At 62.3% G+C, this 15,120-nt stretch carries 14 protein-coding genes and 1 tRNA gene; 11 read left to right on the forward strand and 4 right to left on the reverse strand.

Translation table 11 applies throughout. The features are described 5' to 3' along the window. Window positions 1-95: 95 nt before the first annotated feature. Window positions 96-2,273, forward strand: a complete 2,178-nt coding sequence (locus tag HPO_RS03275; RefSeq protein WP_035594435.1) for a sodium-translocating pyrophosphatase — start codon at window positions 96-98, stop codon at window positions 2,271-2,273. A gap of 340 nt (window positions 2,274-2,613) precedes the next feature. Here HPO_RS03275 and HPO_RS03280 read toward each other — a convergent pair whose 3' ends face one another. Further along, complete coding sequence (locus HPO_RS03280) at window positions 2,614-3,093, reverse strand: outer membrane protein assembly factor BamE (RefSeq protein ID WP_035594437.1); 480 nt, start codon at window positions 3,091-3,093, stop codon at window positions 2,614-2,616. Window positions 3,094-3,166: 73 nt separating this feature from the next. Here HPO_RS03280 and HPO_RS03285 point away from each other — a divergent pair, with 73 nt between their 5' ends. The 5 genes from HPO_RS03285 to HPO_RS03305 all read left to right on the forward strand — a co-directional run bounded on the left by HPO_RS03285 (window position 3,167) and on the right by HPO_RS03305 (window position 6,743). Further along, on the forward strand, window positions 3,167-3,715 hold the full coding sequence (locus HPO_RS03285) for a ubiquinol-cytochrome C chaperone family protein (RefSeq protein ID WP_035594440.1): 549 nt from the start codon (window positions 3,167-3,169) through the stop codon (window positions 3,713-3,715). A gap of 106 nt (window positions 3,716-3,821) precedes the next feature. Then, on the forward strand, window positions 3,822-4,856 hold the full coding sequence (gene plsX, locus HPO_RS03290; protein ID WP_051612221.1) for a phosphate acyltransferase PlsX: 1,035 nt from the start codon (window positions 3,822-3,824) through the stop codon (window positions 4,854-4,856). Between the two features lie 31 nt (window positions 4,857-4,887). Next, window positions 4,888-5,859, forward strand: coding sequence for a beta-ketoacyl-ACP synthase III (locus HPO_RS03295; protein ID WP_035594443.1), 972 nt, complete (start codon window positions 4,888-4,890; stop codon window positions 5,857-5,859). A gap of 96 nt (window positions 5,860-5,955) precedes the next feature. Next, window positions 5,956-6,249, forward strand: a complete 294-nt coding sequence (locus HPO_RS03300; protein WP_035594445.1) for an integration host factor subunit alpha — start codon at window positions 5,956-5,958, stop codon at window positions 6,247-6,249. Window positions 6,250-6,269: 20 nt separating this feature from the next. Beyond that, window positions 6,270-6,743 carry a MerR family transcriptional regulator gene (locus HPO_RS03305; RefSeq protein WP_035594447.1) on the forward strand — a complete coding sequence of 158 codons (474 nt, stop codon included), beginning with the start codon at window positions 6,270-6,272 and terminating at the stop codon, window positions 6,741-6,743. A 509-nt stretch (window positions 6,744-7,252) separates the two neighbouring features. Here the strand turns inward: HPO_RS03305 and HPO_RS03315 are convergent. After that, window positions 7,253-7,330 (reverse strand) — tRNA-Pro (locus HPO_RS03315). Between the two features lie 162 nt (window positions 7,331-7,492). Here HPO_RS03315 and HPO_RS03320 point away from each other — a divergent pair. From HPO_RS03320 to HPO_RS03335, 4 genes are all read left to right on the forward strand, one after another. After that, window positions 7,493-9,142, forward strand: coding sequence for a tetratricopeptide repeat protein (locus HPO_RS03320; protein ID WP_035594453.1), 1,650 nt, complete (start codon window positions 7,493-7,495; stop codon window positions 9,140-9,142). Window positions 9,143-9,213: 71 nt separating this feature from the next. Next, the gene (gene msrB / locus HPO_RS03325; RefSeq protein WP_233349287.1) at window positions 9,214-9,627 is read left to right on the forward strand and encodes a peptide-methionine (R)-S-oxide reductase MsrB; all 414 of its coding nucleotides are present in this window, start codon (window positions 9,214-9,216) and stop codon (window positions 9,625-9,627) included. Between the two features lie 66 nt (window positions 9,628-9,693). Then, a complete protein-coding gene (locus HPO_RS03330) occupies window positions 9,694-11,931 on the forward strand; it encodes a S9 family peptidase (protein ID WP_084324126.1) in 2,238 nt (745 codons plus the stop codon). A 6-nt stretch (window positions 11,932-11,937) separates the two neighbouring features. Further along, window positions 11,938-12,399 (forward strand): hypothetical protein, encoded by a 462-nt coding sequence (locus HPO_RS03335; RefSeq protein WP_035594455.1) that lies wholly within the window; start codon window positions 11,938-11,940, stop codon window positions 12,397-12,399. A 66-nt stretch (window positions 12,400-12,465) separates the two neighbouring features. On the opposite strand, the gene HPO_RS03340 is transcribed toward HPO_RS03335, so the two are convergent. After that, on the reverse strand, window positions 12,466-12,921 hold the full coding sequence (locus HPO_RS03340; protein ID WP_035594458.1) for a MaoC family dehydratase: 456 nt from the start codon (window positions 12,919-12,921) through the stop codon (window positions 12,466-12,468). Between the two features lie 136 nt (window positions 12,922-13,057). On the opposite strand from HPO_RS03340, the gene HPO_RS03345 reads away from it, so the two are divergent. Then, window positions 13,058-13,417: a DUF4870 family protein gene (locus HPO_RS03345; RefSeq protein WP_035594803.1), complete on the forward strand. Its 360-nt coding sequence runs from the start codon at window positions 13,058-13,060 to the stop codon at window positions 13,415-13,417. Between the two features lie 63 nt (window positions 13,418-13,480). Here the strand turns inward: HPO_RS03345 and HPO_RS03350 are convergent, their stop codons facing one another. Then, window positions 13,481-15,028, reverse strand: a complete 1,548-nt coding sequence (locus HPO_RS03350; RefSeq protein ID WP_035594461.1) for an AMP-binding protein — start codon at window positions 15,026-15,028, stop codon at window positions 13,481-13,483. Window positions 15,029-15,120 lie beyond the last annotated feature (92 nt).

Here is a 15,120-nt window from a genome sequence, read left to right on the forward strand (position 1 = left end):
CTGGCAGGCAAGACAGTCTAAGAAGAAAAAGGAAACCGGACCGGGGTATAACCCGGCTGAGTTTCACTCTCGGGGAACGCAAGGAGGAAACCCTAATGACATGGTACGCGCTCGCGCTTGGTGCGGGTATATTATCGGTTCTGTACGGCTGGGTTCAGATCCAGTCGATCATGAAAGCCCCAGCGGGCAATGCCCGGATGCTGGAAATTGCGGCCGCCATTCAGGAAGGCGCCAACGCCTATCTGAAGCGTCAATACCGCACCATCGGCATCGTCGGCGTGGTCGTCGCGATTGCGCTGGTGATCCTGCTGAGCTGGAAGGCGGCGGTTGGTTTCGTGATCGGCGCGGTGCTTTCGGGCGCGGCCGGTTATATCGGCATGCTGGTTTCGGTGCGCGCCAACGTGCGCACGACGGAAGCTTCGCGTCAGGGCCTGAATGCGGGCCTGCAGATGGCGTTCAAATCCGGCGCGGTGACCGGGATGCTTGTGGTTGGCCTCGCGCTGATCGGCATCGTTGGCTATTACGGCCTGCTGACCGGGCCGATGGGGCTGAGCCTGAGCGATGAAGGCCAGAAGCGGGAGATCATCGACTCGCTGGTGGCGCTCGGCTTCGGCGCTTCGCTTATTTCGATCTTCGCCCGTCTCGGCGGCGGTATCTTCACCAAGGGTGCAGATGTCGGCGGTGACATGGTGGGCAAGGTGGAAGCGGGCATCCCCGAAGACGATCCGCGCAACCCGGCAACCATTGCCGACAACGTGGGCGACAATGTGGGCGACTGCGCCGGCATGGCGGCTGACCTGTTCGAGACCTATGCGGTGACCCTGGTTGCCACGATGGTTCTGGGCGGGATCTATTTTGCGGCCACGCCCTACATCGCCGAAATCATGATGCTGCCTCTCGCCATCGGCGCGGTCTGCATTGTCACGTCCATCATCGGCACCTTCTTTGCCAACCTGTCGAAGGGGTCCACCAATGTCATGGGCGCGCTCTACAAGGCGCTTAACGTGACGGGCGTGCTGTCCATCGGCGGCCTGGCGCTTGCCATCCATACCGTTCTTCCGGGCGGTCTTGGCGGCACGCTGGAGGGCGCTGGCGCGCTGCTCGGCCTTGTTGACCCGGTCACCGGCGAAGCAGCCCAGATCACGGGCTGGAAGCTGTTTGCCTGCGGTGTGGCCGGTCTCTTCGTGACGCTGCTGATCGTGGTTGTCACGGCTTACTATACCGAGACGAAGTACCGCCCGGTGCGCTCCATCGCGAAAGCGTCGGAGTCGGGCCACGGCACCAACGTCATCCAGGGGCTTGCCGTTTCGCTTGAAGCGACCGCCCTGCCGGCCATGATCATCATTGGCGGCATCCTGCTGACCTACAACCTGGCGGGTCTTTACGGCATTGCCATTGCCACCACGACGATGTTGGCGCTGGCCGGCATGATCGTGGCGCTCGACGCATTTGGTCCGGTGACGGACAATGCCGGCGGCATCGCCGAAATGTCGGAGCTGCCTTCGGATGTCCGTACAACGACGGATGCTTTGGACGCAGTGGGCAACACGACCAAGGCTGTCACCAAGGGCTATGCGATCGGCTCTGCCGGTCTTGGCGCACTGGTGCTGTTTGCGGCGTATGCAGAAGATCTGAATTACTTTGCCGCCCGCGCGACAGAGGGATCTTTCTTCTACGGGATCAATGTCGATTTCTCGATTGCCAATCCCTATGTCGTGGTCGGCCTTCTGTTCGGCGGTCTTCTGCCATTCCTCTTCGGCGGTATGTCGATGATGGCTGTGGGCCGTGCGGCCCAGGCCGTGGTGGAAGAAGTGCGCCGCCAGTTCCGCGAAATGCCGGGCATCATGAAGGGCGAAGTGAAGCCCGATTATGGCCGCGCCGTGGATATGCTGACCCAGGCGGCGATCAAGGAAATGATCGTGCCGTCTCTGTTGCCGGTCCTCTCGCCGATCGTTCTGTTCGGCGTGATCCTGCTGATTGGCGGATCGGGCGCGGCGCTGGCTTCTGTGGGAGCCATGCTGCTGGGCGTGATCGTGACGGGCCTGTTCGTTGCCATCTCGATGACATCGGGCGGCGGCGCATGGGACAATGCCAAGAAGTACATCGAAGACGGCCATCATGGCGGCAAGGGCTCTGAAGCCCACAAGGCTGCTGTGACGGGCGATACGGTCGGTGATCCCTACAAGGATACGGCCGGCCCTGCCGTGAACCCGATGATCAAGATCACGAACATCGTGGCGCTTCTGATGCTGGCGGTTCTGGCCGGACACTGATTGTCAGTGGCAAAATCAACGGAAACTCCCGGGGGCAACTCCGGGAGTTTTTCTTTGTGCGGCGCACATATCGGCAAATTCTATGACGGGGCGTGACGCTTTCGATTGGGCGTGGACCCCGGGGCGACTATTCTTTTCCGACGCAGAAGCGCCGCGTCAGAATGCGGTGCAGGGAGGTTCAGCAGGACAAACGAGGCCCCGGTAGGGGCACCGTTGACACGCCAAGCGTCAAAGGATGCCCCGGTGGCCACTGGCGGCCGCCGCTTGCCCTTTCTGAACGAAGAAGGCCGCAGCCGGGTTCCCCGGTTGCGGCCTTCGGATTTCTGCAGGGGCATCAGCCTCAGCGGCGCCCGGTCGGGTTGTCGGGCGTGCGCTCATCTGAATTTGGCAGGCGCATGGCGCCCACGGTGCCGAAGATCTGTTCCCAGAAGCCGAGTTCGCGGCCACGGGTTGGGGTTTCACGCGAGGCGTAGGAGACGATCTGGCCGTCATTGACGCTGTAACGCACGACTTCGTCCACGGCGTCGTCTTCGGTGAAGCGGATGGCGACGATGCTGCGCTCAACGACTTTCGGGCGATAGAAGGCGAAACGCTCCTGAATGTCGGAGTAGTAGAACCAGACGTTCGTATCGAAGAGGCCCTCTGTGGAGGGGGAGCCGAGCTGGGCCAGGACGGTCGAACGGGTGTCTTCGCCCGGCTTGATATCGATGGGCTGGACTTCATCTGCGATATAGCCGTGGAAATCCCGCGCCGGGCTGAGGCAGGCTGTCAGCGGCAGTGCGGCAAGAAGGCCAGCGGCTACAAGGGAAAGACGCGCCATTTATGGCTCCTATAGGCTTTGACCGCAGACCTAGCGACAGGTAACCGGGCTTGGCAAGCATTGGAGTACAGGGTTGATCGCTTTTTCAGGCAGCTGGTTCCGCAGGCGCGGGGCGCTCAAAAAGGCTGTGGCCGAAGCCCATGGCCGGCTTGTGCGCGAAGCCCTGATGCCGGTCCACTACGAGACCCGCGGTGTGCCTGATACTTTCGAGGGTCGCGCGCAGATGGTGACGGTGATGACGGCGCTGGCCTGCGCACGTTTTGCCGAGGTCGGCGGACCGCTGGCGGCGGAGCTGACGGAGCGGCTGAACGCCCGGGTGCTGGATGGATTCGATGCGGCCTTCCGGGAGAAAGGTGTGGGCGACCATTCCATCGCCCGCAAGGTGCGCACATTGGCGGAAGCCCATTCGGGGTTGGGCCGGGCGCTGGTGGAGGCGCTGAAAGCAGATGATTCGCGCGAGGCGCTGGCCGAGGTGTTGCAGCGCAACGGGGTGACGCGGGCCGACACGGCAGGGGCGCTGGCAACAGCGATGCGCGGGTATCAGGCGCTGTTTGCGGGGCAGAATGACACCGAAATCCTGTCGGGCGGGTTCGCCTGTGGCGGGAGCGCGCCGGCGGTCTGAACCACAATCGGGTGTGGGCCACCGCATCTCTCCCGTTGCTTTGAGGGGCGGCGCCACTTAAACCACGCAAAAATACGCACAACGCCGTAACCGCGGTCTTTTCTCCATGCAGCGCAAACTGACGCTCTCGATTGATGCCATGGGCGGTGATGCCGCGCCGGGTGTCACCATTGACGGTACCGCCGAGTTTCTCGCGGATAGGCCGGACGCGCATGTGCTGCTGCACGGCGATGAGGCGCTGCTGGCGCCGCTGGTGGCGGCAAAGCCGGGCCTGGCGGCGAAGGTGACCATTGTTCACGCAGCCGAAAAGATCACCAGCGACATGAAACCCAGCCAGGCGCTGCGCCGCGGCAAGGGCACCTCGATGTGGAATGCCGTGGAAGCGGTGAAGGAGGGGCGGGCCGATGCGTCTGTCTCCGCCGGAAATACCGGCGCGCTGATGGCGATCTCGATGCTGCAGCTGCGCAAGATGGAGGGCGTTCACCGCCCGGCGATGACAGCGCTGTGGCCGACGCTGCGCGGGCGCACGGTGGTGCTGGATGTGGGCGCCAATGTTGAGGCCGATGCCGAGCAGCTGGTGATCTTCGCGATCATGGGCGAGGCGTTTGCCCGCGCAACGCTGGGCATCGAGCGGCCATCCGTGGGTCTGCTGAATATCGGCTCTGAAGAAATGAAGGGCCATGACGAGGTGCGCGAGGCCCATGAGCTGCTGCGCAACTCGCCGCTGAAGATGGATTATCGCGGCTTTGTCGAGGGCGATGACATCTCCGCAGGGGCGGTGGATGTCGTGGTGACCGATGGCTTCACGGGCAATGTGGCGCTGAAGACAGGCGAAGGCGTGGCGCGGATGCTGGCGAGCCGGATGCGGGAAGCGTTCACGGCAAACCTCGCATCAAAGATGGGCGCGGCACTGGCCATGGATGGCCTGAAGCGGCTGAAGGATTTCATGGACCCCAGCAATGTGAACGGCGGCGTGCTGATCGGGCTTGGCGGGGTTTCGGTGAAGAGCCATGGCGGGGCAGATGCCCGTGGGTTTGCGCGCGCCTGCGTGCTGGCCGCTGACCTGGCATTGAGTGATTACCGGACCGAGATTGCGGCCAATATGGCGCGTGTCGGCACCGGCGGTCTGGCAGCAGAGTAACGGCGCAGCGCGCCAGACGAGGATACGTAGAATGGGAAAGCGCAGCTTTATCCGTGGAACCGGCAGCTATCTGCCTGAACGTGTTCTGACGAATGACGAACTCTCCACGATGGTCGAGACCACCGATTCGTGGATCCAGGAGCGTACCGGCATCAAGAAGCGGCATATTGCGGCTGATGGCGAGCTGACCTCCGACATTGCCGTGCAGGCCGCGCGCCGGGCGCTGGACGCCGCGGGCATGAAGCCTGAAGAGATCGACCTGATCGTGCTGGCGACGACAACGCCGGACCAGACCTTCCCGGCGACAGCGACGGCGGTGCAGGCGAAGCTGGGCACCGGCCCCGGCGCGGCGTTTGACGTGCAGGCGGTGTGCTCGGGCTTCCTGTTCGCGCTGGCAACGGCAGACTCGCTGATGAAGCAGGGCCTGTTCAACAAGGCGCTGGTGATCGGCGCGGAGACATTTACCCGCATCCTCGACTGGTCCGACCGGGGCACCTGCGTGCTGTTTGGCGATGGCGGCGGCGCCGTGGTGCTGGAAGCAGTGGAGTGGGACGGGGCAGATGATGCCGGCATCATCACCCACCATATCCGCACCGACGGGACGAAATCGGACCTTCTCTATGTTGACGGCGGCGTCAGCTCCACGGGCACCATCGGCCATGTGCGCATGGAGGGGAACAAGGTGTTCAAGCATGCGGTGACCAACATCTCCGCTGCCATTGAGGCCGTTCTGTCGGAGACCGGGCTGACCTCTGATGACATCGACTGGTTCGTGCCCCACCAGGCCAACAAGCGTATCCTCGACGGGGTTGCCAAAAAGATGAGCATTCCGGAGGAGAAGGTGGTCGTTACGGTCACCGAACACGCCAATACGTCGGCGGCGTCTATCCCGCTGGCGCTGGACCATGTTGTGCGTTCGGGCCGTGCAAAACCGGGCGATCTGGTCCTGTCAGAAGCGATGGGCGGCGGGTTCTCCTGGGGCGCCAGCCTCTTCCGGCTTTGATTCGGAAGAAATCTGACACAAATTTAGCTAACGCCTCTGCTAGGAATTCGTTAAGATTGCGGGCTTAGGCTTCATTGAGAGAAACGGGCTGACAGAATGAGCGACCGTACACTTACCCGCGCTGAAGTGACTGATGCCATTGTCCGAGAAGTGGGCGTGACGCGTCAGGAATCCGCTGACCTGCTGGACAGAACGCTGGACCTGATCGGGGCGGCGCTGGAGCAGGAACAGGAAGTGAAGCTGGCACGGTTCGGGAACTTCGTGGTTCGCTCCAAGGCGGCCCGTGAAGGACGCAACCCGAAAACCGGCGAAGAGGCACCCATTGCCGCCCGCCGGGTCGTGACGTTCCGTCCCTCGCCGATGCTGAAATCGCAAGTCGGCGGAGACTAGGCAACCAAGGAGGCACCTGCATGCCGGCACTCAAGGCCCGGATCGAAAAATCAGCAGATGCCTACAGGTCCATCGGTGAAGCCGCAGCTGAACTCGGCCTGGAAACCCATGTGCTGCGGTACTGGGAAACGCGCTTTCCGAAACAGGTAAGCCCCGTGAAGCGGCCCGATGGCCGCCGCCTCTTCCGTCCGCAGGATCTCGACGCGCTGCGGGCCATCCGCATTCTGGTTCATGAGCGAGGCATGACGCTGAAGGGCGCCAAGGCCGTGCTGACCCAGCAGGGCGTTGGCGCTGTTCTGGAAGGCACTGCCGCGATCACGCCGGACGCCGCCCCCGCCGCCGGCCATGCCCGCGCCTTGCAGGAAACGCTGGCGCGTGCCTATGGCGATGTGCCGGCAACCCCGGAGGCCCGCCGCGAGCGGCTGAACGATACGCTGAATGAGCTGTCGGAGCTGAAGGCGAAACTCGACGCGCTGCGGGCGCGGCGCGCGTAGCCAGCTTTTTTGTGTTTGGGATAGCCAAGACTTTCAACGTCCTGGCAGGCGCCACGATTCCACTGATGACGCCGAGAATGGCCGAGCAATGGGCCGGGGCTTGCATCTGAGCTATCCTCTCCATACTCCCGGACGTTGGGGGTGTCGGCTTCCCGGTGCCCCCGTTATCCCACTTCCTTGGTCTGACCATTATGATGACACCGGAATTTCTGAGAGATTTTCGCAAATCGCTTGGCCTGAAGCAGGCGGACTTCGGCGCCTGGCTGGCTGCGCGTTTGGGGCAGGACCGCCCCTATGCCCCCAGCGAGATCAGCACTTGGGAGAAGGGCAACCGCCCTGTGAGCTATGCAGTACAAGCGGCGATCTACAAGCACCTCTGGGAGGGGTGCCGCTGAGGCGGCAGGGTGACTGACTTGCTGAATGAAGGTCCCGGCCCAGCGGCCGCAGGGCGGCCTTGGCCGGGATGACACCGGCAGGTCCGTCAGGTTTGGTTTTCCCGGAAAATTTCATGGTCGGAGCGAGAGGATTCGAACCTCCGACCCCTAGTCCCCCAGACTAGTGCGCTAACCGGGCTGCGCCACGCTCCGACCGAGAGGCGCTGTATATGCAAAGCGTTCCTGCGCCGCAACGCCTTATTGCGGTCAATGCCACATGGAGTTTGGAGGCGCGCGCCCCCCTGGTCAGGGGATAGGCGCGGTTCGCCATTTGACTAAGCCTGCATGGCGGAGACGCATGTGGAGGTTTCAGTCATGTTTCGTGCCCTGGTGGCTGGTCTGGTGTTTGGGGTGCTGGCCGGCGCGCCCGCGATGGCACAGGCAAACGAGGCAGACATTGCCCGCGCGGCGCAGCTTTTTCCTTCGACGCTTCCTCTGAAGGAGCGCCATGCGAAGGTAATGCAATATGCCAGTGGCCAGCTGGGAACGGCGGAGGAGCAACGCGCGGCGGGATTTGCGCTGGTGGGCCTGTGCAACGACGACCAGTATGGGCCGTCCTGCCTGCAGGTGGGGCATAGTTTCATCAGCCTGGGAGAGGCTTACGATGCCTCTGCTTATAACTATTTCGACAAGGCTTGCGGCCTGGGCGAGGGCGAGGGGTGCAGCGAGCGGGCGATCCTGGAACTTGACGGATATGCCGGGAACGCGCCCGATCTGCAGAAGGCGCTGGCGGGGTTTCTGAAGGGGTGTGAGCTCAACAACGGCCCGGCCTGCCAGCATGCGGGCTGGTCGTATCGCGAAGGCAGCAGCGCCGCGCAGGACTTTACGGCGGCGCGCGGCGTTTATGAGAAAGGCTGCCGTCTCGATGCGGCGGAGGCCTGCTTCTATTCGGGCTTTTACAAGCGCCTGGGCCGGGGCGGGCCTGAGGACAATGCGGGCGCGTGGCAGGACTATGTGAAGGGCTGTGACCTGGGCAACGCATCGGCCTGCAACAATCTCGGCGTGATGCAGGAACATGGTGTCAGCCGGCCTGCAGATCTGGCAGGCGCGCTCGCCAGCTATGCCAAGGCCTGCGAGGGCGGAAACAAAAACGCCTGCAACAATGCCGGCATCTTTGCGCACTACGGCAAGGGCGGGCCGGTAGACCTTGCGAAGGCTGAAGCCAACTATCGCAAGAGCTGTGAGCTGGACTATGCCGAAGGCTGCTACAATCAAGCGCTGATGAGCTGGAACAGCAAGACAGACCTTCCCGCCGCGCGCCAGGCAGCAGAGAAGGCTTGCCGGACGGAGCATGTGGCGGCGTGCAATCTTGCCGGGGTCATGCAGCTCAATGGCGAGGGTGGCCCCAAGGATGTCGCCTCGGCGCTGGTGAATTACGAGTTTGCGTGCGGGAAGAATGAAGGCATTGCCTGCTCCAACCTGGGCGCCGTCAACTATTCCGGGCTGGAGGGCAATCCGGTGAATTATCCGGCAGCGCTGTCCTACTACACCAAATCCTGCGACCTGAATTATGCCGAGGGCTGCCGCAGCCTGGGGCTTGCCCATGAGAATGGCATGGGGCAGACGCCCGATCCTGTGAAAGCGTATCAGGCCTTCCAGAAGGCCTGCACCCTCGGCAGCCCGAATGGATGTCACAAGCAGGGCTTCAGCCTCTATACCGGCGCGGGCGTGGCCAGCGATCCGCAGGCGGCGCTGGTGGCTTATGGCAAAGGCTGCGACCTGAAAGTGGGAGCGTCCTGCTACAATCTGGGTCTGATGGCCTATTTCGGGCAGGCGGGGGCCATCGATAAGGCCAAGGGGCGGGACTATTACCGGCAGGCCTGCGAGCTGGGCGAAGCCGGTGGTTGTGAACGCTATGGCTGGGCGCTGCGCGATGGGGAAGGCGGGGCGTCGGATGCGGCGGGCGCAGCGGCGGCGCTAGCCAAGGCGTGTTCGCTCGGGCGGGCGTCTGCCTGCACGCAATAGGGCCTAGCGCCTTTTTACCGGGGCCGGGGTGCCTTATATCGGGGGGCGAAACTTCACATGAGGAGCCTGCGATGCCCGACAACATGCCCCGGCGGGTGACCCGCACCGAGCGCGAATGGCGTGAACTGCTGACAGAGCAGGAATTTGCCGTGGGCTTTGGCGAAGGCACAGAGCGCGCCTTCACGCCTGGCAACTTTGAGAGCGAGAAGCGCAAGGGTATCTATCACTGCAAGGGTTGCGATACGCCGCTCTGGTCTTCCGAGCACAAGTTTGACTCCGGTACGGGCTGGCCCAGCTTCTGGCGGCCGATTGGCGAGGGCCTGATGGGCACCAAGACCGACTACAAGATCGGCGTGGCGCGCACCGAATGCCATTGCGCCACCTGCGGCATGCATATGGGCCACGTCTTCAATGACGGGCCGCCGCCGACGGGTATGCGCTGGTGCATCAACGGGATCGTGCTGGATTTCCGGCCTGCCGAGTAAGGAAGGGCTGGACAATTGGGGGCGGCTCGCTTCAGATATTTCGAATATCGATAAGCGGAGCCCCCCATGCGCCTTGCTGCAAATCTCGCCGGCCTGATGGCCGCCACAACCCTTTTGACTGGATGTATGACAGTGAACGAAGAGACGGACACGTCTGCGGCGCTGGTGGCAGACACGCCGGCGGCATCATGGCCGGCCCCGCCGGTGGCCCAGCGCATTGATCACGAGATCACGCAGGTCGGCCGCACGCGGAACGACCCCTATAACTGGCTGAAGGACGAGAACTGGCAGGAGGTGATGCGCGAGCCGTCGCTGCTGCGCGCCGACATCCGCGATTACCTGCTGGCAGAGAATGCCTTCACCAAGACTGTTCTGGAAGATCCGACGGCGGCGCTGCGCGAGGAGCTGTTTGCCGAGATGCGTGGGCGCATCAAGGAAGATGACAGCTCGGTTCCGGATATTGATGGTCCGTGGGCGTATTATACGCGCTTCCGTGAAGGGGGCGAGTATGCCGTGTTTGCACGCCGGCCGGCGGCGGATGCATTCAATGCCGCAGCGCCCGAGACGTTGCTGCTGGACGGTGACGCGCTGGGCGATGGGCAGGACTATTTTGCCTTTGGCGACATCGAGGTTTCCCCGGACCATAATTTCATTGCGTATGGCACGGACCTGAAAGGCAGCGAATTCTACCAGATCCGTGTAAAGAATATCGAGACGGGCGAAGATACCGGCGTCCTGATCGATAATGCTTACGGGCCGATGGAGTGGAGCAAGACCGGCAAGGCCATCTTCTGGGTAGCGCGCGATTCCAATGGCCGCCCGAACGCGGTTTACCAGCGCAGCCTGGAAAGCGGAGAGGATATGCTGATCTATGAGGAGCAGGATCCGGCTTTCTTCGTCAGTATCTCCACAACCGAGAGCGAGGAGCTGATCCTTATCAATGCGTCCGGCCATACGACGTCGGAAATCCACTGGTTCCCCTCTGATGAACTGAACCCGAAGCTGCGCACGGTTGCGCCGCGCGTGACGGACCACGAATATTCCGTGACCCAATGGGATGGTGAGTTCTACATCATCACCAATATGGATGGGGCGGTGGACTACAAGCTGATGAAGGCGCCGCTCAGCGCCACGTCGCCGGCAGAGTGGGAAGAGGTTATCCCGCATCGTCCGGGTACGCTGCTTATGGGTATCACGGCGCAGCAGGATTATCTGACGATCATGGAGCGCGAGAATGGCCTTCCGCGCATCGTGATCCAGGCGCGCGCCGATGGCTCGACCCATTCGATCAGCTTTGACGAAGCCGCTTATGAATTGCAGCTGGATGGAGGGTATGACTACAAGACACCAATCCTGCGTTTTGATTATGCCTCGCCCACAACGCCGGATCAGGTGTACGACTATGATCTGAACACGCGGGAAAAGACCCTGCGCAAGACGCGGGAAGTGCCCTCGGGCCATAACCCCGCCGACTATGTGGTTGAGCGGATCATGGCGCCATCCTGGGATGGGGCGGAGGTGCCGGTCACTATCCTGCGCCACAAGGATACGCCTGTGGATGGCACGGCGCCGCTGCTGCTTTACGGCTACGGCTCTTATGGCATGTCGATGCCGGCGGATTTCCGCACGGGGCGTCTCAGCCTTGTCGACCGCGGCTTCATCTATGCCATCGCCCATATCCGGGGCGGCATGGAGAAGGGCTATCAATGGTATCTGGACGGTAAGCTGGAGAAGAAGACCAATACCTTCAAGGACTTCGTGGTTGCCGGGGAATATCTCGTTGCCCAGGGCTATAGCGCCAAGGGTCGCGTGGTGGCGCATGGCGGGTCGGCCGGCGGTCTGCTGATGGGCGCTGCGGCGAACATGGATCCTGAGCTGTTCGGTGGCATCATTGCGGCTGTTCCGTTCGTGGACGTGCTGAACACGATGTCGGACGAAAGCCTGCCGCTGACGCCGCCGGAGTGGCCGGAATGGGGCAATCCGCTGACGGATGAATCTGCCTATGACACCATCCTCGCCTACAGCCCCTATGACCAGGTGAGCAACAAGCCCTATCCGGCCATGCTGATCACGGGCGGCGTGACCGATCCGCGGGTGACCTATTGGGAACCGGCGAAATGGGCTGCCAAGCTGCGTCACGAGGCGCCGGAAGCAGGCCCCTATTTCCTGCGCATCAATATGGATGCCGGGCATGGCGGCGCTTCGGGCCGGTTTGAGGGGCTCAAGGAAGTGGCCACAGAGTATGCCTTCGCACTGGCGGCAGTCGGCAAGGTAGAGAACCTGAAGATCCAGCGCGGGGAGTAGAGCCGGTTGCTCTACAGCCTCGACTGTGAGTTCAACGGTTTCGGCGGAGAGCTCATCAGCTTAGCCCTTTCGGGTGAGGCCGGTGAGCTCTACCTTTGCCGTCCGCATGCTGAGCTTGACGCGCTGGACCTGCATCCGTGGGTGGAGGAGAATGTTCTGCCGCTTCTGGATGTGAACGGGGCACGGCCCGTGGTTTTGCCCCAGGAGGCGTTCGGGCGCGCCATACAGGCCTTCCTTAAGAATGACACTGCCCCTTGCGTGATTGCGGACTGGCCCGAAGATCTGACGCATCTGATGCAATGCCTGATCCTGTCACCGGGACAGATGGTGCGGATACCGGATCTGACGCTGAAGCTGATGCAGGTGTCTTCCTGGCCGAGCGACCTGGAGGGCGCGATCCAGCATAATGCCCTGTGGGATGCGCGCGCTTTGCGGCGGGCGCTCACGCTCAATCGCGGCGAAATCTGAGGGCAAAGGAAAAGGGAGGCGAAACGCCTCCCTTTGTTTATCTGGCCATGGGGCCTGAGGGGCAAATCAGCCGTAGAGCACCGTGATCGACTCAGCGACGAGGGCCGGGCGGTCCTGACCTTCGATCTCGACGGTGGCTTCCATCTTCATCTGCTTGCCGCCCGATTTGGCTTCGACCGACAGGCATTTCTGACGCAGGCGAACCTTGGAGTTTACAGGCACCATATTGGTGAAGCGCACTTTATCGGAGCCATAGTTGATGCCGCGGGTGACGCCTTCCACGCGGAGCACTTCGGCGCCGAGCATGGGGAGCAGCGACAGGGTGAGGAAGCCGTGGGCGATGGTGGAGCCCATCATCTGCTTGGCTTTTTCCTCGTCGACGTGGATCCATTGATGGTCGCCGGTCGCGTCAGCGAAAAGGTTGATTCGGGCCTGGTCGATGAGGTGCCAGTCGGACACGCCGACTTCCTGTCCAGCCAGGGATTCGAGATCGGCGTAGGCAATTTTGCGCGGATTGGCCATGGGATTCCTCCTTGAATGTATAAGACTTCTTGTGGCGCGGCGCGGGCCAATCTGCAAGGTTAACTGAGCGTCAACCCCAAACAGCCTAATGCGGGCTGCCGCCATGGGCGTGGCAGGGCTGACGAGGGAGGCAGAAATGGCCGAGTCGCCAACGATTTCGATTGAACCCGGTAGCCGGAGCAATGCCAACCTTATTTATTTTCTCTACATTGTGGCACCCGTCTTCTTTCAGATACTGGCGCTGGTTGGCGTGGTGATGGCCTATCTCGGCAAGGGCAAGGGAGATGCCCTCATCGAGAACCACTACCGCAACCAGATCAACATCTTCTGGAAGATGCTGCTGTATTGCGTGATCTCGGGCCTGCTGACTTTCCTGCTGATCGGGCTCCTGCTCTTCCTGGCGGCGCTGGTCTGGTACATCGTGCGGATCGTGAAGGGCATGCAGGCGCTTGCCGCCGGCGAGATGGTGGAAAATCCGGATAGCTGGCTGCTGTGACGTAAAAAAGGGCCGCATGGCTGCGGCCCTTGAATTCTGGTTTCTGATGAATCCGCCGCGCGATCAGACGATGCGGCTGTTCTTGTTGCCCCAGTAGCGGTCGCGGATGAGGCGCTTGTAGAGCTTGCCGGTCGGGTGGCGGGGCAGTTCGGGGTCGAAGTCGATGCTCTTGGGGCATTTGAGCTTCGAGAGGTTTGCCTGCGCGAAGGCCATCAGCTCGGCGGCCAGTTCCTCGGACGGCGCAATGCCGGGCATTGGCTGGACGACGGCTTTCACGGCCTCGCCGAAGTCTTCATCCGGCACGCCGATCACGGCGACATCGGCCACTTTCGGGTGGGTGATCAGAACGTTTTCGGTTTCCTGCGGATAGATGTTCACGCCGCCGGAGATGATCATGAAGGCCTTGCGGTCTGTCAGATAGAGGAAACCCTCTTCATCCAGCTTGCCGACATCGCCAAGGGACGACCAGTCGGGATGTTTGGGGTTGAGGGCGGCTTTGTTCTTTTCCGGGTCGTTGTGATAGTTCGGCGGCGTGGTGCCGGAGAAGTAGACCTGGCCTTCCTCGCCGATCGGAAGCTCGTTGCCTTCCTCGTCGCAGATGTGGACCTTGCCGTGGATGGCGCGGCCGACCGTGCCTTTGTGGGTCAGCCAGTCAGGGCTTTTCACATAAGTCATGCCGTTGCCCTCAGAGCCGGCATAGTACTCGTCGATGACCGGGCCCCACCAGGCAATCATCTGTTCCTTGACCGGGACCGGGCAGGGCGCGGCGGCATGGATGGCGAAGGTCATGCTGGAGACGTCATACTTCTTGCGGACGTCTTCGGGCAGTTTCAGCATCTTCACGAACATGGTCGGCACGACCTGCGTGTGTGTGACCTTGTATTTCTCGACCGCTTTCAGGAAGTCTTCCGGATCGAACTTCTCCATCACGATGACGGTCGAGCCGATGCGCGTGAAGGTCATGCACCAGCGCAGCGGCGCGGCGTGGTAAAGCGGGGCGGGCGAGAGATAGACCGAGTCCGGGCTGGCGCCGGACATGGCGCGGGCAATCTGGACGAGGATGTTGTCAGCGTCGATGGGCAGGTTTCGTTCCAGCGGCGGACGGATGCCTTTCGGGCGGCCCGTGGTGCCGGAGGAGTAGAGCATGTCGGTGCCCGCCATCTCGTCAGCAACCGGTGTCTTGGGGAAGGGAGCGGCGTGCGCCTCCAGAGCGGTGAAGCCGGCAACCTCGCCATCAATGGACCAGAGGTCTGTCAGGCCGGCGGCCTTGGCTGCTTCCAGGGCAACGCCTGCCTTGTTGGCGCCTGCGATGAGCAGTTTCGAGCCAGAGTCTTCGATGATGTACTGAACTTCCGGCGCCGTCAGGCGCGAGGAGATGCAGACATAGTAGAGGCCGGCGCGCTGGGCGCCCCAGCAGATTTCGAAATAGCGCGGGGAGTTTTCCGCGAAGATGGCGATGGTGTCGCCGGGCTGGCAGCCAGCCGCGCGCAGGGCGTGGGCGATCTGGTTGGAGCGCTCGTCCAGTTGGCGGAACGTGATGGTTTCGCCCGATCCGGCCATGATGATGGCGGGTTTGTCGGGGTGGGTCCGCGCGTGATGACAAGGGTGCATGACGTATCTCCTCCGGGTGTGAAGCCTCGGCGCCAGGGGGCCAGCTTCAGTCTCGCGGCGGACTTTAACGACCCTTAAGGGACTGTCCACGA

The organism is Hyphomonas polymorpha PS728 (assembly GCF_000685315.1).
In the GTDB taxonomy this organism is placed as follows: Bacteria; Pseudomonadota; Alphaproteobacteria; order Caulobacterales; family Hyphomonadaceae; genus Hyphomonas; species Hyphomonas polymorpha.

What these genes read in the sequence shown, in the direction of transcription:
- HPO_RS03340 (WP_035594458.1), bottom strand. Translation starts at nt 12,921, where the DNA reads ATGGCCAATCCGCGCAAAATTGCCTACGCCGATCTCGAATCCCTGGCT.
- HPO_RS03345 (WP_035594803.1), top strand. Translation starts at nt 13,058, where the DNA reads ATGGCCGAGTCGCCAACGATTTCGATTGAACCCGGTAGCCGGAGCAAT.
- HPO_RS03330 (WP_084324126.1), top strand. Translation starts at nt 9,694, where the DNA reads ATGCGCCTTGCTGCAAATCTCGCCGGCCTGATGGCCGCCACAACCCTT.
- HPO_RS03350 (WP_035594461.1), bottom strand. Translation starts at nt 15,028, where the DNA reads ATGCACCCTTGTCATCACGCGCGGACCCACCCCGACAAACCCGCCATC.
- plsX (WP_051612221.1), top strand. Translation starts at nt 3,822, where the DNA reads ATGCAGCGCAAACTGACGCTCTCGATTGATGCCATGGGCGGTGATGCC.
- HPO_RS03305 (WP_035594447.1), top strand. Translation starts at nt 6,270, where the DNA reads ATGCCGGCACTCAAGGCCCGGATCGAAAAATCAGCAGATGCCTACAGG.
- HPO_RS03275 (WP_035594435.1), top strand. Translation starts at nt 96, where the DNA reads ATGACATGGTACGCGCTCGCGCTTGGTGCGGGTATATTATCGGTTCTG.
- msrB (WP_233349287.1), top strand. Translation starts at nt 9,214, where the DNA reads ATGCCCGACAACATGCCCCGGCGGGTGACCCGCACCGAGCGCGAATGG.
- HPO_RS03300 (WP_035594445.1), top strand. Translation starts at nt 5,956, where the DNA reads ATGAGCGACCGTACACTTACCCGCGCTGAAGTGACTGATGCCATTGTC.
- HPO_RS03280 (WP_035594437.1), bottom strand. Translation starts at nt 3,093, where the DNA reads ATGGCGCGTCTTTCCCTTGTAGCCGCTGGCCTTCTTGCCGCACTGCCG.
- HPO_RS03320 (WP_035594453.1), top strand. Translation starts at nt 7,493, where the DNA reads ATGTTTCGTGCCCTGGTGGCTGGTCTGGTGTTTGGGGTGCTGGCCGGC.
- HPO_RS03295 (WP_035594443.1), top strand. Translation starts at nt 4,888, where the DNA reads ATGGGAAAGCGCAGCTTTATCCGTGGAACCGGCAGCTATCTGCCTGAA.